Source organism: Mucilaginibacter daejeonensis (assembly GCF_020783335.1).
Lineage (GTDB): Bacteria > Bacteroidota > Bacteroidia > Sphingobacteriales > Sphingobacteriaceae > Mucilaginibacter > Mucilaginibacter daejeonensis.
On the sequence record NZ_CP086068.1, the window covers coordinates 918,893 to 939,209 of the forward strand.

At 49.6% G+C, this 20,317-nt stretch carries 12 protein-coding genes; 9 read left to right on the forward strand and 3 right to left on the reverse strand.

Annotated features, from left to right (window positions below):
* The first annotated feature begins 52 nt into the window (after window positions 1-52).
* The 9 genes from LLH06_RS04115 (at window position 53) to LLH06_RS04155 (ending at window position 17,406) form a co-directional block, all read left to right on the forward strand.
* Window positions 53-3,439: a SusC/RagA family TonB-linked outer membrane protein gene (locus tag LLH06_RS04115; RefSeq protein WP_228171997.1), complete on the forward strand. Its 3,387-nt coding sequence runs from the start codon at window positions 53-55 to the stop codon at window positions 3,437-3,439.
* Between the two features lie 13 nt (window positions 3,440-3,452).
* The gene (locus tag LLH06_RS04120; protein ID WP_228171998.1) at window positions 3,453-5,417 is read left to right on the forward strand and encodes a RagB/SusD family nutrient uptake outer membrane protein; all 1,965 of its coding nucleotides are present in this window, start codon (window positions 3,453-3,455) and stop codon (window positions 5,415-5,417) included.
* A gap of 182 nt (window positions 5,418-5,599) precedes the next feature.
* The gene (locus LLH06_RS04125; protein WP_228171999.1) at window positions 5,600-6,913 is read left to right on the forward strand and encodes a glycoside hydrolase family 28 protein; all 1,314 of its coding nucleotides are present in this window, start codon (window positions 5,600-5,602) and stop codon (window positions 6,911-6,913) included.
* 457 nt (window positions 6,914-7,370) lie between these two features.
* Window positions 7,371-10,712, forward strand: coding sequence for a SusC/RagA family TonB-linked outer membrane protein (locus tag LLH06_RS04130; protein WP_228172000.1), 3,342 nt, complete (start codon window positions 7,371-7,373; stop codon window positions 10,710-10,712).
* 24 nt (window positions 10,713-10,736) lie between these two features.
* Complete coding sequence (locus LLH06_RS04135) at window positions 10,737-12,272, forward strand: RagB/SusD family nutrient uptake outer membrane protein (RefSeq protein ID WP_228172001.1); 1,536 nt, start codon at window positions 10,737-10,739, stop codon at window positions 12,270-12,272.
* 58 nt (window positions 12,273-12,330) lie between these two features.
* The gene (locus LLH06_RS04140) at window positions 12,331-14,370 is read left to right on the forward strand and encodes a glycoside hydrolase domain-containing protein (RefSeq protein ID WP_228172002.1); all 2,040 of its coding nucleotides are present in this window, start codon (window positions 12,331-12,333) and stop codon (window positions 14,368-14,370) included.
* 14 nt (window positions 14,371-14,384) lie between these two features.
* Window positions 14,385-15,248 (forward strand): glycerophosphodiester phosphodiesterase family protein, encoded by an 864-nt coding sequence (locus tag LLH06_RS04145; RefSeq protein ID WP_228172003.1) that lies wholly within the window; start codon window positions 14,385-14,387, stop codon window positions 15,246-15,248.
* Window positions 15,245-16,513, forward strand: a complete 1,269-nt coding sequence (locus LLH06_RS04150) for a YdcF family protein (protein WP_228172004.1) — start codon at window positions 15,245-15,247, stop codon at window positions 16,511-16,513. Before LLH06_RS04145 ends, LLH06_RS04150 begins: the two co-directional genes overlap by 4 nt.
* On the forward strand, window positions 16,510-17,406 hold the full coding sequence (locus tag LLH06_RS04155) for a hypothetical protein (protein WP_228172005.1): 897 nt from the start codon (window positions 16,510-16,512) through the stop codon (window positions 17,404-17,406). The genes LLH06_RS04150 and LLH06_RS04155 overlap by 4 nt, the downstream gene beginning before the upstream one ends.
* A 6-nt stretch (window positions 17,407-17,412) precedes the next feature.
* Here the strand turns inward: LLH06_RS04155 and LLH06_RS04160 are convergent, their stop codons facing one another.
* From LLH06_RS04160 to LLH06_RS04165, 3 genes are all read right to left on the reverse strand, one after another.
* On the reverse strand, window positions 17,413-18,480 hold the full coding sequence (locus LLH06_RS04160) for a glycoside hydrolase family protein (RefSeq protein WP_228172006.1): 1,068 nt from the start codon (window positions 18,478-18,480) through the stop codon (window positions 17,413-17,415).
* A gap of 56 nt (window positions 18,481-18,536) precedes the next feature.
* Entirely contained in the window at window positions 18,537-18,662 is a 126-nt protein-coding gene (locus LLH06_RS20680; RefSeq protein ID WP_262909364.1) for a hypothetical protein, read from the reverse strand.
* A gap of 136 nt (window positions 18,663-18,798) precedes the next feature.
* A complete protein-coding gene (locus LLH06_RS04165) occupies window positions 18,799-20,304 on the reverse strand; it encodes a RagB/SusD family nutrient uptake outer membrane protein (protein ID WP_228172007.1) in 1,506 nt (501 codons plus the stop codon).
* Between the last annotated feature and the right edge of the window lie 13 nt (window positions 20,305-20,317).

Consider the following 20,317-nt stretch of genomic DNA (forward strand, 5'->3'; position numbering starts at 1 on the left):
AATTTAATGTATGCAATATTATTTACCTGATCCTGCTAACTGCCTAAAGATCATGAAAATCACGTTTAGCCAGTTACTTATTGCCCTCATACTATCGAGTGTGGCGTACTCAAAAAGTACCAATGCGCAAATACTTGACAAGATAGTAAGCGTTACCCTGAACGAGCCCGACCTGCAAAGCGCACTTAAAGTGCTGGAGCAAAGTTCGGGCGTTAAGTTCGTGTATAGCAAAAGTGTGATCAACACTGATCGCCAGATCACTTACACGGCCAACGCACAAAAGTTAGAGACCATTTTAACCAACATTTTACCCGGCGACATCAACTATCAGCTCATTAACGATCGTATCGTGTTGAGCAAAAGGTCTGCCGCCGCCACTGCCACAGCCACCGCACCTATCCCGATCAAAGGAAAGATCGTGAGTGATAAAGGTGAGGAACTGGTAGGCGTGAGCATTACCGTGAAGGGTACCAACTCGGGCACCATATCTGACGTGAACGGTAACTTTACCCTGAACGTGCCTGATGCCAACGCGGTATTGGTGGTCAAATATGTAGGCTTTACCACCCAGGAGGTAACTGTAGGTAACCAAACCAATCTGAACATCAAGCTGATCACCCAGGCCAGTAACCTGAGTGAGGTAGTGGTAGTAGGTTACAACGTGGTGAAAAGAGCCGACGTGACCTCATCGGTAGTGAGTGTTAACGCCGAGGAGATCCGTTCAAGACCGGTAGCTAACGCTTTACAAGCTATACAGGGTAAAGCAGCGGGTGTGGACATTACCTCGAACGAGCGCCCCGGCGAGATCGGCAGCGTGCGTATACGTGGTGCACGATCGATCAACGCTACCAACAACCCTTTATACGTGGTGGACGGTATCCCACTTGACCTGCGTACAGGCGGTATTGAGACCATCAACCCTAACGACATCGAGACCATCGACATTTTGAAGGATGCCTCTGCAACAGCGATCTACGGTTCGCGTGGTGCGAACGGTGTGATCTTGGTGACCACCAAGAGGGGTAAGGCCGGCAAGCTGGCACTCGATTATGTAGGAACCCTTACGGTAGAGAACCTACACAACCGTCAGGAGATGATGAACTCGGCACAGTACATCGAGTTCAGGAGAGATGCTTACCGTCGTGTAGGTTATTTGAACCCGAGTGCTGCTGCGTCATCTACCTATCCCACTACTCCGACCTTGGCCGATGACCGTCGTATATTCGGTCAAGATGCCCTGGCCTTTGCCAATATTGAAAAAGGCTGGGCTAACGGTACTTATGACGGAAGCTTAGTGCCTACCACTGACTGGGGAAGCATGGTGATCCGCACTGGTTTGACACATGATCATGTATTGAGCGCAAGCGGCGGTACCGATAAGATCAAAGCCTATACCTCGTTCGGTTATTTGCACCAGGATGGTACTCAGTTAGGTCAGGACTATAACCGTTACAGCGCTAAAGTGAGCGTTGATGCATCACCTACCAAATGGCTTACCATGGGGGGTAGTATCAATGCCTCTTTCGGTAAACAGAATTACGGTTTCTCGACCACCAGTGCTACCGGTCCTAACCAATTATATTTTGCGGCCTTAGGCATGTTGCCTTACGCCGTTCCGTTTGACGCGAACGGTAACCGCATTAACCTGCCAGGTGGTGATGTGAACATTCAGAACCCGATCGGTGAGGATAAATACAACATCAACTTGCGCAAGATCAACCGTGCTTTAGGTTCTTTCTATGCTGAGGTGAACATTATGAAAGGTTTGAAATATCGCCTGAACTTCGGTCCCGATTTTTACAACAACTACAACGGCCGCTGGATGGATCAAAACTCGATCAACCGCGGTGCTGGTCAGGCCGGATCCACCAACTATGCCCAATTGAACCAAACCAGCAACCTGTCATGGACGCTTGATCACCTGTTGTATTACAACAAGAGCATAGGCAAGCACGACATTGGTGCTACCTTCCTGCAAAGTTCAACCTCATACCGTCAGGAAACATCGACCATGACGGCTACCAAGCTTCCTTACAACAGCCAGCTGTGGTATCAACTGAACTCAGTGGCCGCGCTTGATGGCTTCGGTACCAACCTTGTTCAAACATCACTGAACTCGTACATGGGCCGTTTCAACTACTCTTATGACAGCCGTTACATCCTGACCGTTTCTGGTCGTTGGGATGGTGCTTCGCAATTGGCTCCCGGCAACAAATGGGATTTCTTCCCATCGGCATCGGTGGCCTGGCGCATGGATCAGGAAGACTTCATCAGAGCAGCTAATTGGGTCGATAACCTGAAAGTAAGATTTGGTGTTGGTGTGGTAGGTAACTCTGCTATCGGTCCATACAGTACCGTAGGTCAATTACAGACCCTTTACTATACTTATGGTAACTCGGTTCAACCAGGTTATGTATCGTCAGATGCATCATTAGCTAACCCCATCTCATTGCCTAACAAATCATTAGGCTGGGAGAAGACCACTCAATACAACTTAGGTATCGAGTTCGGCTTATTCAAGAATCGTGTTACCGGTGCTATCGACCTGTATCGTTCTCGTACCAATGATCTGTTATTCCTGAGACCGATATTAAGCATCAATGGTTACTCAACCTCCTATGACAATATCGCCAGCACCTCTAATCGTGGTATAGAGGTTACTCTGACCACCGTGAACATCAAAAAACGTGATTTCAATTGGTCAACGACGGTGAATTTTGCAGCCAACAAGGATAAGATCGTGAAACTGATCAACGGCGATCAAAGCCTGGTGGCCAGCAACCTGTTCATCGGTCAACGTATCAGTTCATACTACGACTATGAAAAGGCTGGTATTTGGCAAGATACACCAGATGATCAGGCTTTGATGAAGAAGTATAGCGACGCGAACAATGGTGTAAGGCAATTCTTTCCTGGATCAATAAAGGTGGTGGATCAAAACGGTGATGGCCGCATAGACGCCAATAGCGATCGCGTGGTACGTGGCAGCTCTACCCCAAGCTGGACAGGCGGTATGACCAATACCTTTAACTACAAGGGTGTTGAATTATCGGCGTTCGTTTTTGCCCGCTGGAACTATTTGATCCAAACCGGTGCCGAATCATTACAAGGCCGTTTTGCGCAGCGTGTGGTAGATTACTGGACCCCTACCAATCCTACCAATGCCTATCCGGCGCCGTTGTACACCAGTGCCACCGGCGACCCGTTCCGTAGCGCCATGAACTACCAGGATGGTTCGTTCATTAAGATCCGTAACATCACGTTAGGTTACTTCCTGCCTACCAAGGTGACCAAGATGATGAACCTATCGAGAGTGAAGATCTATGCTCAGGCACTTAACCCTGGTTTTGTGTACTCTAAGATCGATTGGATCGATCCTGATACCGGCGGTTCAGTATTCAACCGTGGTTTTGTATTTGGTTTAAATGTTGGTTTCTAATAAAAAGATGATCATGAAAAGATCTGTAAAAATATTATGCAGTGCCGCAGCAGTAAGCTTTATGCTGACCATGCCCACTTCATGTAAAAAAAGTTTTTTGGATGAGAATGCGATCACGCAACTCACCACCGAAGATTTCAAGACCACTTTCGGTCTGGATGGTCTGTCGATCGGTATGTACCAGGGCCTGCGTTTCCACTTCAATTACGAGTGGGCCTACGCTACCACCAACTACGGTACCGATGAGTTCACTGTAGGTGGCGACCGTACTGAACAAATGTTCAACTCGTACGATGCTAACCTGACCACGCTTAACGGCGATGTGGCCACCGTTTGGGATAACATGTATGGCAATATCAACTCGGCCAATATCCTGATCGAGAACGTACCATTGTATTATGATGGAGCTAACAAGAACACCCGTTTGGGTGAAGGTTACTTCATGCGCGGATTCGATTATTTTAAACTCGTAAAACAGTTCGGTGGTGTGCCGCTTAAACTCAAAGCATCGCTAACGATCGAGGAAGAGTTCACCCGTGCGAGTGCACAGCAGGTATACGAGCAGATCATAGGTGATCTGACGCAGGCATACAATCTGTTGCCTGCAACGCCTGCCGAGCGTGGCCGCATCACCAAATGGGCAGCAGCACACTTTTTAGCTAAGGTTTACCTGTTCCGCGCCAGCGAGATCAACAGCGACTGGAATGCCTCGACCAAGCAAGCCGACCTGACCAAAGCGATACAGCTTTGCGACGAGATCATCAATACCAGCGGCCGTACCCTGGCCACTAACTTCAGTGATCTTTGGAACTTCACCACAGTTGACGGCCCCAATGAGACCAACGCCGAGATCATATTGGCGGCCGAGTTCTCGAACAACACCGCCACACAAGGCCGTTATGGTAACCAGGCGCACCTTTGGTACCCATCACTGTACCAGAACCAGCCAGGTATGGTGCGTGACCTGGCCGGTGGTCGTGAGTTTCAGCGCTTACGCTCAACCGACTATGCCCTTGATGTATATGACCGCGTGAACGATTCCCGTTTTTGGAAGAGCTTCAAGACCCGCTACATCAGTAACAACGCCGCTAACTTACCTAAATGGCCTGCCGGTCATCCGCAAGCCGGTCAAAACAAGTTTTCGGTGGGTCAGGAGTCTATCCTTTACATCGTGAACAACGCTGGTGATACCCGCTATACCACTGCAAGCATAGCATTGCGTGCACCTACTATGTATGTACGTTATTTTGCCGGTCAGCCAGAGAACTTGCTGGGTAACCATGGTAACTTCAGTACCAGCCAGTACGTTACCATGTCTAAATTCTTAGATGGTTCGCGTAATACTGTAGCCTCACAATTTGGCCAGCGTGATGGTATCCTGGCTCGTTTGGGCGAGACCTACCTGATCGCAGCCGAAGCACAAGGCCGTTTGGGTAACTATGCAGCAGCGCTGCCTTACCTTAACAAGTTGCGTGACCGCGCGGCTTACAAAGAAGGTGAGGATCGTGCCGCATACGTGGACGGTGGCATCGCTTACCGTACCAACCCGGCAACCTCACCTACAGCCAATACTTCATACTCTGACCGTAACACTTACTACGAATCAAACAACCTGCCCACTACTACTACAAGTAGTACGTTGACCAACCTTCGTTTGAATGGTGTGGGAGATATCCTAAACTCTACGAGAGAGTTTTACAGCAGGGTAGGTGCTGGTTCAGATGCCGACAAGTTCCTGGCCTTTATCCTGAACGAGCGCTCGCGCGAGTTGATGGGTGAATTCATGCGCTGGGAAGATCTGGCCCGTACCCGAACGCTGGTGGCAAGGGCGACCGCCTTTAATGATGAGGCCAAGCCTATCGCGCCTAAGCACTTGTTGCGCCCGATCCCGCAAACTTCTTACTTGGATCTGGTTAAAAAGAATGGCTCACCACTTACCCCGGCCGAAAAGCAGGAAGTACAGAACCCGGGCTGGTAATGATACTGACCTAAACCTTTTCACGATCAAAAAGCCGCCAAAAAGCGGCTTTTTGATTATTCGGTTAGCACAAGGTCTACTAACCGCCAATGATCATTGGGGTCAGGCGTTATAGATTGGACGTACGGTCGCTGGTCATTCAAAACGATATATTTATCTTGTAAAACACTACTTAAACGCCTATGAAAGGTCTACTATTCAAAATATCATTGCTGATAACGCCTTTGCTCACCAATGTTCAATCCAAGGTGAAGCCAGAAGCTATGCGAACTGAACATGCTTCGGCTGTGGTAGGTGCTCCCCGCTATTACGATATATCCAGATCAGGGGCCGTAGGGGATGGCAAGACCATGAACACCAAAAGCATCCAGGCCTTGATCGATAAATGCGCTAAGGCAGGCGGCGGGACATTACTGATCCCTAAGGGCGTATTCTTATCTGGTGCATTGTTCCTGAAGCCGGGTGTGAACATTGAGATGCGTGATGGTGCGGTATTGAAAGGCTCGACCAACATTGAGGATTATCCTAAGATACTGACCCGCATAGAAGGGCACTTTGAGCCCTGGAGGGCCGCCTTGCTCAACGGCGATAAGGTGGATCATTTACGCATTACTGGTAACGGCACGCTTGATGGTAGTGGCAAGCCATTCTGGCTGCTGTTCTATGCCCGTCGTGATTCTATTCCGGGCACTACCAACCTGAACGTTGAAAGGCCGCGACTGGCGTTCATACAAAACTCTCGGGATGTTAAGATCAGCGGTATCCGTTTCCTGAACTCCGGGTTCTGGAACCTGCACCTGTACCGTGATCAGAACGTGGAGGTGACCAATTGCCGTTTCGAGGCGCCAGGCGGTGCCAAACCTCATGACCATGCCCCAAGTTCTGACGGGATCGACGTGGATAGCTCTCAGGATATCAACATCATCAAATGCTACTTTTCGGTAGGGGATGATGACATTGCCTTGAAAGGTTCAAAAGGTCCGTTGGCCATGGGCGATCATGACAGTCCACCAGTGGAGCGCGTCACTATCTCTGATTGCGTTTTTGAATCGGGTGGGGGAGTAGTGACCTGCGGAAGCGAGGCCACCATAGTGAGGCATGTAAAGGTAGAGCGTTGTATCGCCCGCGGCGTGAACGTGCTTCGCTTAAAATTACGTCCCGATACCCCGCAGCAATATGAAGATATAACCCTTGATGGCATCACCATGGAAGGCAACTCTACATTGCTCAAAGTATCACCATGGACGCAGTATTTCGACTTGAAAGGACAGCAACCGCCAAGCTCTACAGTGCGTAACATCAGTGTTTCTAATGTTAAGGGCAGCTGCGCTACCTTGGGGGAGATGAAAGGTACCGAACGCACCACCTTCGGCACGTTCACCTTAAAGAACATTGACCTGCAGGTTAAAAAGGAAGCTGGTTTCGCAGGAGGTGCGGCCGATAAGCTGACCTTAGTGAACGTCAAAGTGAACGGGCAGCCATATCAGGTGAAGTAGCTGGATAGGGGCTATTTCATCAGGCGACGGTAGTCCCGCGTCATAAGTATTTATTGGTCAGGCGACCGTTGGTGTTAAAACACACTGGCGGTCGCTTTTTTGTTGGGTGCGACCGTTCGGCGTTTTCTTTAAGCAAAGATCGCGTTAAGATCTTTAATGAAAAATTAACATAGGTATGCCCTTAGCTTAAGATGCCAAAAGTAGCTTTGTTGCCATAATAGCGATCAAAAACGCATAAACATGCAGTCGGCTCAACAGCGGGCTGGTTATCGTATCAAGTTCACAAAGTAATGGTCCCGTTAATCGCACAGCCTATGTAACAACCGAACGCTCTTCCCAATGCTGCTACACCCAATAAAAAGACCGGATAAAGCGCCAACTATCATCCGGTCAAAATAAATGTGTTAGCTGCCGATCAAACTCTACTTAGGTCTCACAACAACTAATTTTTAAAAATATGAATAAAAAGATCATCCCCGATCTTTTGAAGGGTGTTTTTAACGGCTTTTTTGTTCTATCGCTGTTAACTGCCTCCACAAATGCGTTAGCCATTACGCCGTTAATGGCCGATCACCAAAGCGTGATGCCGATCACCGGCACCGTTACTGACGAAAATAACCAGCCTATTGCCGGAGCATCGGTGCACATTAAAAATAGCACCACCGGGACGATCACCGATGCCAATGGTAAGTACAAACTGAATGCCGATAAGGGTACCGTATTGGTGTTCAGCTTTGTTGGTTATTTAAGCCAGGAAGTTACCGTAGGCGACGGCCAGATCAACGTCAAGCTTAAACCTCAATATAACATGCTGAACGAGGTGGTGGCCATCGGTTACCAATCTATGCGTAAAAGCGATGTTACCGGCGCCATATCCAGCGTAAAAGCCAGCGAACTGAACCTGGCAGCGCCTACCGTTGGGCAGGCACTGGTAGGTAAGGTTGCCGGTGTACAGGTATCGCAAACCTCAGGTGCGCCTTACCAAAGCACCAAGATCCGTGTGCGTGGTGTGGGCTCTTTTATAGCCAACTCTGATCCGTTGTATGTGATCGATGGTTACCCTGCCAATAATGATGTATTCATCAATCCTGAGGATGTTGAATCGATCGATATACTAAAAGATGCGGCATCAGCGGCCATTTACGGTTCGCGTGCATCGGGCGGTGTGGTGCTGATCACTACTAAACGTGGCAAAGAAGGTAAAGGCAAATTCGATTACGACGTACAGACCGGCGTTAGCCAACTGGCCAAAAAGGTAAAACTGCTTAACTCTAACGACTTTGCCCAACTGGTGATCGATGGCCGTAATAATGCCTACTACGACCTGTGGACCAACGCCGGCCAAACCTGGAACGATGCCATGTATGGCGACGTGAACAGTGTACGTACGCAAAAGCTATCGGCCCTGGGTATATCGGCCGCATCAAGCGTGCAGATCCCTGACTACCTGTACAATTTCAGTAACCAAACGCTTATCCCGCAAACGGTTAACACCGACTGGCAGGATGAGTTGTATCGCAACGCGTTCTACCAGCGCCATACCCTGGCATTTTCAGGTGGTGGTAATGGGGTGCGCTATTATGTGAGCGGCGGATACCAAAATCAAAAAGGTATCATCCTGAACTCTGGTCAGGAGCGTTACAACTTTAGAGGTAACGTTGATGGCGACATCAGCAAGCGTTTGCACTTTGGCGCTAACCTGGCCTACACGCAAAACAACAACCGCGAGACCCAGGAAGGCCGCTTTGACCACGGACCGATATTAGGTGCGCTGATCTACATGCCGTTCTTCCCGGCTTATAACGCCGATGGTTCACTGGCTACTAACGCGGCGGCATCACAGTCGGCTGCTTACGGTTACCAAAGCATTGAGAACCCGGTAGCGTTGGCCACCCGTACCATGATCGGCCGTAAGGGCTATCGTACCTTGGTGAACACCAACGCCAGCTATAAGATCCTTGAAGGACTGGTGTTCAAAGCCAACCTGGGTATCAATAAATACAACGAAAAGTATGATTACTATCTGCCAACCAACTTGAGTAACGGTGCCAACCCTCCGGGTTCGGCCCAATCGATAGCTGCTGCTACCGCGGCCGCACAAACCACCGATGTACTAGATCAGCTGGCCGAGTTCACCTTAAATTACAATAAACAGTTCGGTAAGCATAAACTGGATCTGTTGGGTGGTTACACCGCGCAAAAGAACACCAGCGATGTGATCAGCGTGATCGCTACCGGTTTCCAGAACGATAACATCCCCGAGATCACAGGCAAAGGTGCCGATGCGGCATTTTTCAGATTGTATCAGGGCAACATCGGGTTGGCCACCGGTTTAGGTACCACCGGTTTGGTGCCTACCGGTAAGTCGGCGTACACGTTGCTTTCATATCTCGGGCGTGTCAATTACAGCTACGATGGTAAGTACTTCCTGATGGGTACGTTCCGTGCCGATGGTTCGTCACGTTTTGGGCCGCAGAACAAGTATGGCTACTTCCCTTCGGTATCAGCCGGTTGGACGCTGTCGCAAGAGCCATTCTATAAAGATTGGTTGGGTGCTGCGTCTACCGTTAAGCTTCGCGCCAGTTGGGGGCGCAGTGGTAACTACAACATCGGTAATTACGGTTACATACAAACACTGTCGAGCCCTACGGGCGTGGTGTTCGGTAATAACGGCACGGTAGTGTCAGGTACCTACTCAAATGGTATAGCTGATGATAAATTGAGCTGGGAATCGACCTCACAATATAACTTTGGTGCCGATATCGGTTTGTTGAAGGGCCGTTTATCTTTATTGGTCAATTATTACCTGAGTTACTCACGCGATATCTTATACAATCAACCGATATCGGCCATATCTGGCAGTACCACCATTTTGACCAACCTGCGTAACTCACAAGTGCGCAACAAAGGCCTGGATCTGCAACTGGATGGCCGCGTGATCAACGCCAAGGATTTCAACTTGAATCTGAGCGGTAACATATCAGTGAACCGCAACCTGGTGACCAAACTGAGCGGTAACAATACCATCATCATCAACGGTGCCGAGCGTTCGTACCTCACCAACATCACCCAGCAAGGGCAACCGATCGGTATGTTCTACGGCTTCAAGGTGGCTGGCATGGTAACGCCTGATAAACTGGGTAAAGTAGCGCCATCGGCCTCACAATCTAACCCGTTACACGTGGGCGATCTGTACTTTGAGGATACCAACGGCGACGGTATAGTGAATGATGCCGATAAGACCGTTATCGGTAACCCTTATCCTGACTTCACTTACGGTTTCGCCATCAGCGCTACCTACAAAAAGTTCGACTTTAATGCAGCGTTCAACGGCTCAAAGGGTAACGATGTGTTGGATGGTCAGGATTACTACCTGTACAACATGGAAGGATCGGGTAATAACTATGCTGATGTAGCTAACCGTTATCGTAACGCCGCGAACCCGGGCAATGGCACCGTTTACCGTGCATCACGTGCAGGTACCCAAAGCAACAGCACCCGTTTATCTAATTTTTACTTACAGGATGGTTCCTTTTTACGCTGTAACAACCTGACGCTTGGTTACACCTTGCCTAAGCTGGCCAACGGCAAACTAGGCATCAGCAACGCCCGCATATTTGCTACGGTGGTCAACGCGTTCACCATTACTAAGTACAAAGGCTACAACCCAGAGGTTGATTACAACTACAGCAGCGGTGGCTCTAACAGTACCCAGCCTACCAACCTGGCTCCGGGTATCGATTACGGTGTGTACCCGCTGGTGCGCTCTTATAACCTGGGCCTACGTGTAAGTTTTTAATCAGTGCAAAAGATCGATCACAACATGAACAAAAAGATATTGACCATAAGCTGCATTGCCGCCTTAGCGCTTAGTGCAGTGTCATGCAAAAAAAGTTTCCTGGAACAGTATCCGCCCAATGCGGTGGAACTGAACTCAAGTTTCCGTACGCCTACCGATGTGTTGACCGCCGTTAACGGTATCTATCAATCGTTACGCAGCAGTAATAACATTGGGGAAAATAGTGGTCTTTGGACCGACGAGCGTTCGGACGATACGGGCCGTAACGATAACCAGAGCAACGCCGGTGAACCGTTCCAGTTCGGCGATTTCTCGATCCTGCCGAGCAATACCTACCTGAAAAGTCACTGGGTATCATTGTACGGTACCATATCGCGTGCTAACGTAGTGCTCAATAACATCGATCGCATTACTTTCAGCGATGCCGCTCAAAAGCAACAGTATATCGCCGAGTCAAAATTCCTGCGTGCGGTGATGTATTTTCATTTGGTGCGTACCTGGGGTGATGTGCCGTTAGTGACCAAGACCTTTAACGGATTGGATGAATTGAACGCCAGCACTTTCAGGGAGAAACAGGGTACGGTTTATGCACAGATCGTGACCGACCTTAAAGATGCGTTGAACAGCAACCTGCCTAACCTGCAAAGTGGTGCCAACCTGGGCCGTGCCTCAAAGGCCGCCATCAACGCCATTTTAGGGCAGGTGTACTTGACCATGGCTACCACTCAGGATCAATCCAACCGTCAATCGAACCTGAACGATGCCCGCACTTACCTGCTTGCCGCGTACAACATGCGTACCTTTAGTACGTTGAGCAGTATACCCTATGCTGATGTTTTTGATGTAAGCAAGAAAGCCAATAATGCCGAGGTGATCTGGCAGATCGTGAACAAGCAAGGCGACCCAACCTACAGCTCATCCATAGCGGCCAACAACCAGGCGGCCGGCGAGACCATCAACTCGCTTAAGCCATCATCAGGTGTGGGTGGCAACGTTACGCCCGACCTGATCAAGGATTATGAGATGAACGACCCACGTATGGCCTTCTCAGTGAAATTCGCTTCTAATGCCAACGTGAGAGATTACTTTATTACCAAATTCCGTGATGCCAGTTCAGCAGCCAGTAACCTGGGTTATGGCGGTAACGACTGGCCATTGATCCGCTACGCCGATGTGATCCTGATGCTGGCCGAGGTAAGCAATTACCTGGGCGATACCAATAACGCTATCGCCTACCTTGACCAGGTACGTACCCGTGCTGGTATGCCTACCTACGCGGCCTCATTGGCTACAGCCGGTTATAGCAGTAAGTACCCGACCTTGCGTTTGGCCATATTGCACGAGCGCCGTGTTGAGCTGGCATTTGAGCATCATCGCTGGTATGACCTGTTGCGCACTTTTAGCACAGAAGAGTTGGTGAGCTATTTCAAGGCAAAAAGCCAGTCTGATTTTGGTATAGCCCGTTTAGCCAACTTCACCACAAAGGACCGCTATTTCCCGATACCTTTTGACGAGTATAAACTAGATCCTGCAAAAATGTATCAAAATCCGGGTTATTGATCCGGTCATTAAACTTGAAGGGAGGGAGTATATCTCTCCCTTTTATTTATTTTACCGCATGAAGTTCTTCGCAGCCTTTCTACTGTCCTTTTCCCTGGCGTGTGCATCGGCCCAGGTATCGCAGCAGGTGAACACCTTTTTAGGTTCATCGGGCGATCATGGTCAAGTGTCGCCCGCGGCGTCATACCCGTTCAGTATGCTAAGCATAGGCCCGCAAACCTATCCTAAACTGCACATGGGCTATGAGCATAAGGCCAAAGTATTTAAAGGGTTCACCCATAATCGTTTTGAAGGTGTGGGTTGCCAGGGCAGCGGCGGTAATATTTTGATAAGGCCATTCATTAATGATCTAGCCAGCTGCGTACTCAACAAGGTGACCGAAGCGGCAGGCGCCGGATATTACCAGGTCGCATTTGCCAATGGCATCAAAGCGGCTATGGCCGTAGCTAAAAATACGGGAGCCGAGAGCTATCACTTTCCGGCGGCAGGGAAGAGGGGATTTGTGATCGACCTGAGCCACACGTTGGCCAACAAATTCGTGGCCGAGCAGCATGAAGTGGTGGCTAATGGTATCACTGGTTGGATCGATTCGCGCACTACTTGCAATGTGGGCACTTACCGGGTGTATTATGCGCTGCGATTAAATACAGCGACAAAGTTCGACGCATTGAACGATCACCAACTGTTGGCTTTGGTCAATGCGGATGAGGTGCAACTGAATATCGCTTTTTCGAGCGTGGATGTGGCCCATGCCAAGGCCTCGCTGAACAGCCAGACCTTTAGTGCGGTAAAAAGTGATTCCGAAAAAGGCTGGAACGATGTGTTAGGCCGTATCACTGTAAAAGGCGAGCCTGAACGCGAGAAGCTTTTCTACTCACTGCTGTACCGTACCGTACAATCGCCTTACCTGGTATCAGAAACCGATGGCACTTACCGCGCAACAGATGGTACTTTGCAAAAGACCAAGGGACAGATCTATAACGGCTGGGCCATTTGGGATAATTACCGTACCCAATTGCCACTGCTGGCTATCCTTTACCCTGAGCGCTATCAGTACATGATGAACTCGCTGGTGGAAATGTATAAGCACGGCAAAAAGGACTATGCTACTCAACACGAGCCAAGCAACACCGTACGTACCGAACATGCCATTGTGGTGCTACTTGACGCTTACCGCAAAGGCTTCAAGGTCGACCTTGCTTCCATCGCCGATTCATTGAACGCCGAGGTGGACAGGCTCGACTTTAAGACACCCGATAAAGCCCTCGAATCAAGTTATGACACCTGGGCATTGTCGCAGATCATGAACATCCTTCACGAGCCACAAAAAGCGAACAAATACCTGCAAAAAGCTGACAAATACAAGGAATATTGGAACAAAGATTTTAAAGATCTGACCAAAGCCGACGTAGACCGCGTATCGGCACGTGGCATGTACCAGGGCACCATTTGGCAGTACCGGTGGCTGGTGCCGTTCGATAATAAAGGACTGGTAGAGCTGATCGGTGGCGAGCAAGCTTATCTGAAGGAGCTTGATCACTTTTTTGATAACGACTTATATACGCATGCCAACGAGCCCGACATTCAGGCGCCGTTGATGTACAACTTTACCTCGCAGCCCTGGCGATCGCAGGATCTGGTGCACAAATATGCCGTTGATACGGTAGTGCAATACTATTTTAACGACAATAGCCGCGGCATCGACCCTTTTGTTGACGTGGTCTACCAAAACAAACCCGATACTTACCAACGTACCATGGATGATGATGCCGGCGCCATGTCGGGCTGGTTCATATTTGCCGGTACGGGGCTGTTCCCGGCTTGCTCGGGTTGGCCGGTGTACTATCTGAGTGTGCCGCTTTTTAAGGAGGTACAGCTTAACGGGAATGTTAATCCTTTTACCATCAAGGTCAATAATTATACCTCTGATGCACGGTACATCACCTCGGCCACGCTGAACGGTCGCCCGCTCGAACGCAACTGGATCACCCACGAAGAAGTGATGAAAGGTGGAACGCTGGTGATCACTGCCTCTAACAAACCTAGCCCTAATTGGAGTACCAAGAATCAATGGATGTCATCCATCAACATGAAATAATGAACAAGATAACGATGAGAACAAAGATATTAATGACCACGCTGCTGCTTCAGGCCGCTGCATTGGTGGCCATAGCACAGAATAAAGTAATGGTGGCAGCCCACCGCGGCGACTGGCGTAACGCACCCGAGAACTCGCTGCGGGCGTTTGGAAACGCTGCGGCCATGGGTGTGGATGTGATCGAACTTGACCTTGCCCGTACAAGTGACGGCGTGATCGTGATCATGCACGACCAAACAATCGACCGTACCACCAATGGCAAAGGCAAGCCATCTGACTTTACCTTTGAGGAGATACGGAAATTCGGTTTGAAGAACGGTTTGGGCCGCGTCACCGGCAATCATATTCCTACGCTTAAAGATGTGATGCTGGCCGTTAAAGGTAAAAAGGTGATGGTGAACCTCGACAAAAGCTACCCTTACTATAATGAAGCGTATGCGATATTGACCGAGACCGGCACCCTAAAACAAGCCCTCTTTAAAGCCGAAGTGACCTACGCCGAGCTCAAGGAAAAGTACCCTGATCTGATCGGAAATATCACTTACATGCCGATCGTCAATTTAGATAAGCCTGAGGCACGCAAGATCATTGTCGATTATCTGGCCAATATGAGGCCCTATGCCTTCGAGATGAATTTCAAGCAAGATACCTCGAGCATCCTGAAAGACAATAAGTTCATTACCCGCACGGGTACAAAAGTTTGGTTAAATTCGCTGTGGGCATCGCTCAATGCAGGGCACGAGGATGATCTGGCCGTTGAGCAGAATAACAAGAAAGATAGCTGGGATTGGCTCATCGCACATGGTGCGACCGTGCTTCAAACCGACCGGCCAAAAGAATTACTGCAATACCTGCGTACACAAAAATTACATCAATGATCAATAGAAGTCTATACAAATACATCTTATTAGCGGCCGCCTTATATGTAGGTGTTGGCAGCGCCGATGCACAGATCGCGGCACCAAGTGCCACTTATAAATTGGTATCGGGTAACGACTGGGTAAAGGCCAAGAATTACTACCTGCTCACCTTGCTGGAGCAGGACAAAGCCGTCGGCGCTTTGCTAAATGGCGATGCGGAATTGGCTTCACTGGCTCGTAAAAAAGTGGATGCTTTGAATAGGTCGCTCGGTGAATGCAAGGATGCTTTGTGTTTGCCTGGCCAGATCAAGCTTAGCACAGAGGAAATAAGCCTGGTGAGTGCCCGGCTTTCGGCCTTATATAAGGCGGGTAACGCATTGGACAAGTTGGTCAGGGAGCATCTGATGGCATCGGGTACTTACATCAATCTTAAGGCCAAGACACCGGCAGAGCTATTGATCAAAGCGTGGGAACAGGATGCCGCGGCCGTTAACCATACCATTGAGGTTTACGCAGAAGGTAAAAAGCCTAACTACCCGCAGATCGATTCGATCAGCTTTGATATCAAGAGGAAGAGTTACTACACGCTGATGTATGATTGCTCGTCGGAGGTTGCGCAGGAGACAGGTGATAAGCCGTTGTTCTTTCAACCGGCTTTGAACGCTGCGCTGACCTACCTGGAGGTGAATGAACGCCGCAATGCTGCTGATCATGAACCCATGGCCACCACAGCCAACCGTGCTGCTGCCGAACACGTGAAGCTGGTCAAGTGGGCCTCATATCCTTACTCGCACATACTGGTGCCGGGTGCAGGTCCTGATAATTTGACCACGCCGCTAAGTGGAGAAGGTATGCTGCGTTGCAAATTTGCTGCACGTCAGTACTTTGCTGGTCAGGCACCTTTTGTGGTGGTATCAGGTGGTGCAGTGCATTCTTTCAAGACCAAGTACCACGAGGCCGTAGAGATGAGGCGATACATGATCAATACGCTGCATTTACCTGTCCATGCGGTGATCATTGAGCCGCATGCCCGTCATACCACTACCAACCTTCGTAATGATGTCCGCATCGCTTTCAGGTATGGTATGCCGATGGCCAAGCCCGCCCTGATCGTGACCGACAAATACCAGAACGACTTCATCATGAATATGGACAAGCGTTGCATGACCGAGATGGGGTTTGTGCCTTACAAGCTGGGCAAACGCTTGTCTGACACCGCCTTGGAATTTTACCCGGTGATCACTGCCCTGCAGATCGATGCCGATGAACCCATGGATCCATGATCATACAGCAAAGCAAAAGGATCTTGTGGGTGGCAGCATCGCTGGTTAGTATATTGCTCGCAGTTGCTTTCAGAAGTTCAGATCTGAACATTACGATCGACCGCGAGACCACCGTCGATTCACTCGGTGCTTGCCAGGGAGTATCTTACCAAAATGATCGGGTATTCCTATACGGCGACCGTGAGGTAGGGGTGATCCGCGAGTTCAAGAATCAGGGTGATAGTTTGGTGTATGTAAAGAAAGAGTACAAGCTTACGCAGAATGGTCAGGATGTGATCGGTCATCCCACCGGTATCGCTTACCATGGCACGAGGCCAGTGTTCATCGGCAATTCAGTGCGACTTAATGCCGAGGGTACCAAGTGGAAGGCGGTGATCTATCAGGTGGACTGGAGAGGCTTGCAGCGGACAGGCACTTTGGACGGCAACCTCATCAGCACCGTTGACGATGATGCCTGCATACAAGGCACCCGTCCTGAGTATGTGAAGTATCAGGGTAAGTGGTACGTAGCCACTGCCGATTATGGCGCTCATGGTAACGAGGTACGCTTATATGATCCCGCCAAACTGGCCAAGTGCAAAAAAACATCCGAGCCTGGCGTGCTGTACAAAAAGTTCACTTGTTCACCCTGGGTACAAAACCTGCATTGGGTGGCCGATAAAGGCGTTCTGGTATTGATACAGAACCAGGTCGAGGGCCACAAATGGCGCTTTACCTATGTTGATCTGCAACGCTCAGTGAGTAGCGGGCAAATGCAGGTGATCAGGCAGATCGATATGGATCAGCGAGCCGATGAGTTGGAGGGCTTTGCCTTTATAGATGGTGGCAAAAAGGGCATAGCGGTCACCTCATCACGAAAGAACAACGTGAACTATACTACCACCAACTGGTAGCAGTGATCAGCTGATCTTGAATAAAAAGGATGACGAGGTCATGTACTTACCTCCCTGCGATGCGGTGTACAGGTACGTGGGCTTGCCATTCTGAAACAACAATTGCGGTCGTTCAAAGCGGCCGTATTTTTTGAGGTAGGAGGGTGGCGGTGGTTGTACGATGTTATAGTGAGCCGCATCATAGTAAGCGATCTGCGGTTCATCCCATTTGATGCCGTTCTTCGAGTCCATCAACAGGCCGTACTCATGGTTAAAGATGCCCATGTCACGACACAGCATGTGGAGATGGCCTTTATCCATCCATACAAAGGCATCTTCTAACTGCGCATTATTAAGGCGTGAGGAAAAATCGATCACAGGGTTGCCCTCATACTTAACGTAAGGGCCTTCCAGCGTTTTAGCAATGGCCAGTCCGTACTTGCGGTTTCCTTTTACCACTGGGTCTTTGGAGTTCTCGTACTCAGCGGTGTTCCATGATTTGTAGAACAGCCAGTACTCGCCGTTGGGATGCTTAATGAACGCCGGGTTGGTGGTGCAATGGTCATCCCACGCACCGGTAGGTCCTGCTTCCAATAGTGGGGCGTCGGGGCGGGTCCAGGGGCCATCCAGCGAGGTGGCCGTGGCCAGTCCTATGCGTTTGGTGTTGGTCTTGCCGTTGCTGTTACCCATAAAAAAGAGGCAATACTTACCGTCCATCATTTTAATGGATGGATTATGGCAGGTGGTAGCATCCCAATAGCCAGGGCCGCGTGGTGCCAGTATCACGTCCTTGAACACGAACTCGGCCTCAGGGTGATCTGCCACGGCATGGCATATCTCGGAGCCATTGATCCAGCCGCCCATTTTTTTACTGGCCACCCAGCGCGAAAAGAACATATGTATCTTTCCATCCGGGCCTTCGATAGGGCTATTGCACCACACATAGTAGCCATCCATTTCCAGCCTGCGGCCTATGGGCTTTAGCTTTTTGGCAAAGGCCGATACCTTCCCATCGGCGGCAAATATGGTCTCGGGCATCAGGGCCAGTGCTGTTAAGGCCAGCCCCGAAGTAAAAATGGCGTCGCGTCTGTTCATAAGCTTTCAGTTTAAGAACGAATTTTAATTTTCGTAATTATCATCGCTTTTACTCCTTAAGGGAATATAGGAATTCCATTCAGGGCCTTTACAAGTGTTACATTTTGGCTAAAAAGTGTTACATCTGCTGTTACATTCTTGAAAAATGTTGATTTTTCTTGAAATTTCTGGGTTTTTGCCATTTTCGTAACATTGATAGTTGGGGAAAAGTGGGGAATTCTGTTACATCGGTGTAACACTTTTTTGCAAACGTAATAGCAAAAAATAAGGCCGGCCTGCATACGCATGGCCGGCCTTACTTGATGGTTTAGATGGTCATTAATAACCAGCGTTCTGTGTGTATAACCCAGGAGCAGCATTCAGCTCGCTTTGTGGTATCGGGTATATCACGTAGTTGTTCTGGAACGGTTGTATCGATTTTTGGATATCATCTACGGCTATCCATGCTGGCATCACAGTGGTCACTAAACCGCTGCGCACCAGATCATGCCAACGCAGGCCTTCGGCAGCAAATTCACGGCGGCGTTCCTCCATCAGCTGTGGGAGGGTGGTGCCGCTAACCGGGGTGGTCAAACCAGCACGGGTACGCACCTGGTTCACGATGGCGTCCACTTCAGCCTGAGTGCCAGAAGCGCCTTTCAGTATACATTCAGCTTTCAGCATCAGTACATCGGTATAACGCATCACGATGTAGTTGATCGGCCAGTCCAAACGGTTGGTAGGCACTTTGGTGATGTCCAGGTATTTTTTAAAGAATGGCCTGACCTCGCTGCCACCACCTGTTGCGGTGAAGCCCTGGGTAAAGATGGTGAAGTCCTTACGCACATCGCCTGCTGCATAGCTGCTCACCAGGTTGTTAGATACCGGGCGGATCAGCAAACCACCTTGTACCGGTTTACCTATTGAGGTAAAGTACAGATCGGGTACCAGTAACCAAGGGAAGGTACCACCCACCACCGGGTTGGAGCCGGTAGAGTAATTGATATCGAACACCACCTCGGCATTGCCCTCGTTGGTGTAAGAGAAGATATTAGCGAACGACGACAGGAAGGAGTATTTGCCACTGGCAATGATCTCGTTCAGTAAACCTAAAGCGGTTTGCCAGTCGTTGGTGCCCAAACCCGGACCTTCGATGTTGTAAGTAGGGCCCGAGCGGGTCATGTACACCAGTGCCAGGATACCTTTTGCGGCAAATTTAGTAGCGCGGCCTTTATCGGCAGCGGCACTGTAAACGTCAGGCAGGTTATCGGCCGCGAATTTCAGGTCATCAATGATGAAATTATAAACGTCAGACACCGGGCTGCGTGGGATGGTCAAGCTCTCGTTAACAGATACCACCTTGTTAATGATCGGCACTTTACCGAACCAGCGTACCAGGTCAAAGTACATAAAGGCACGCAAAAAGCGGGCTTCGGCGGTCAAACGTGTTTTAAGCGTAGGATCGGTTATGGCCGATGCATTGGTCACCAATTTATCGAGCAGGGTGTTGGCTCTGTAGATGCCGTTAAAGTTAGTGTTCCAGGCCTCGATCACATAGGCGTTGGCCGATATACTGCGGGCAAAGTTGTTGATCGGCTCCCAATCGCGCGGACCGTCCGCCACGGCGTATGAATTGTCTGACCGGGTCTCCGATAGGTTGAGCATGCGATCAGGATAAGTGCGCAGGTCAGCATATACGGCGTTGGTGGCCTGTATGAAATCACTGTTAGAGGCAAAGAAGGTGGCCGTGGTAGATGTAGAGATCGGGGTTTGATCTAACTGCTTTTTACAGCCGGCAGTGATGGCGCAGGTAAAAGCTGCTATATATAATATCTTATTTTTCATGTTGTAAGCTCCT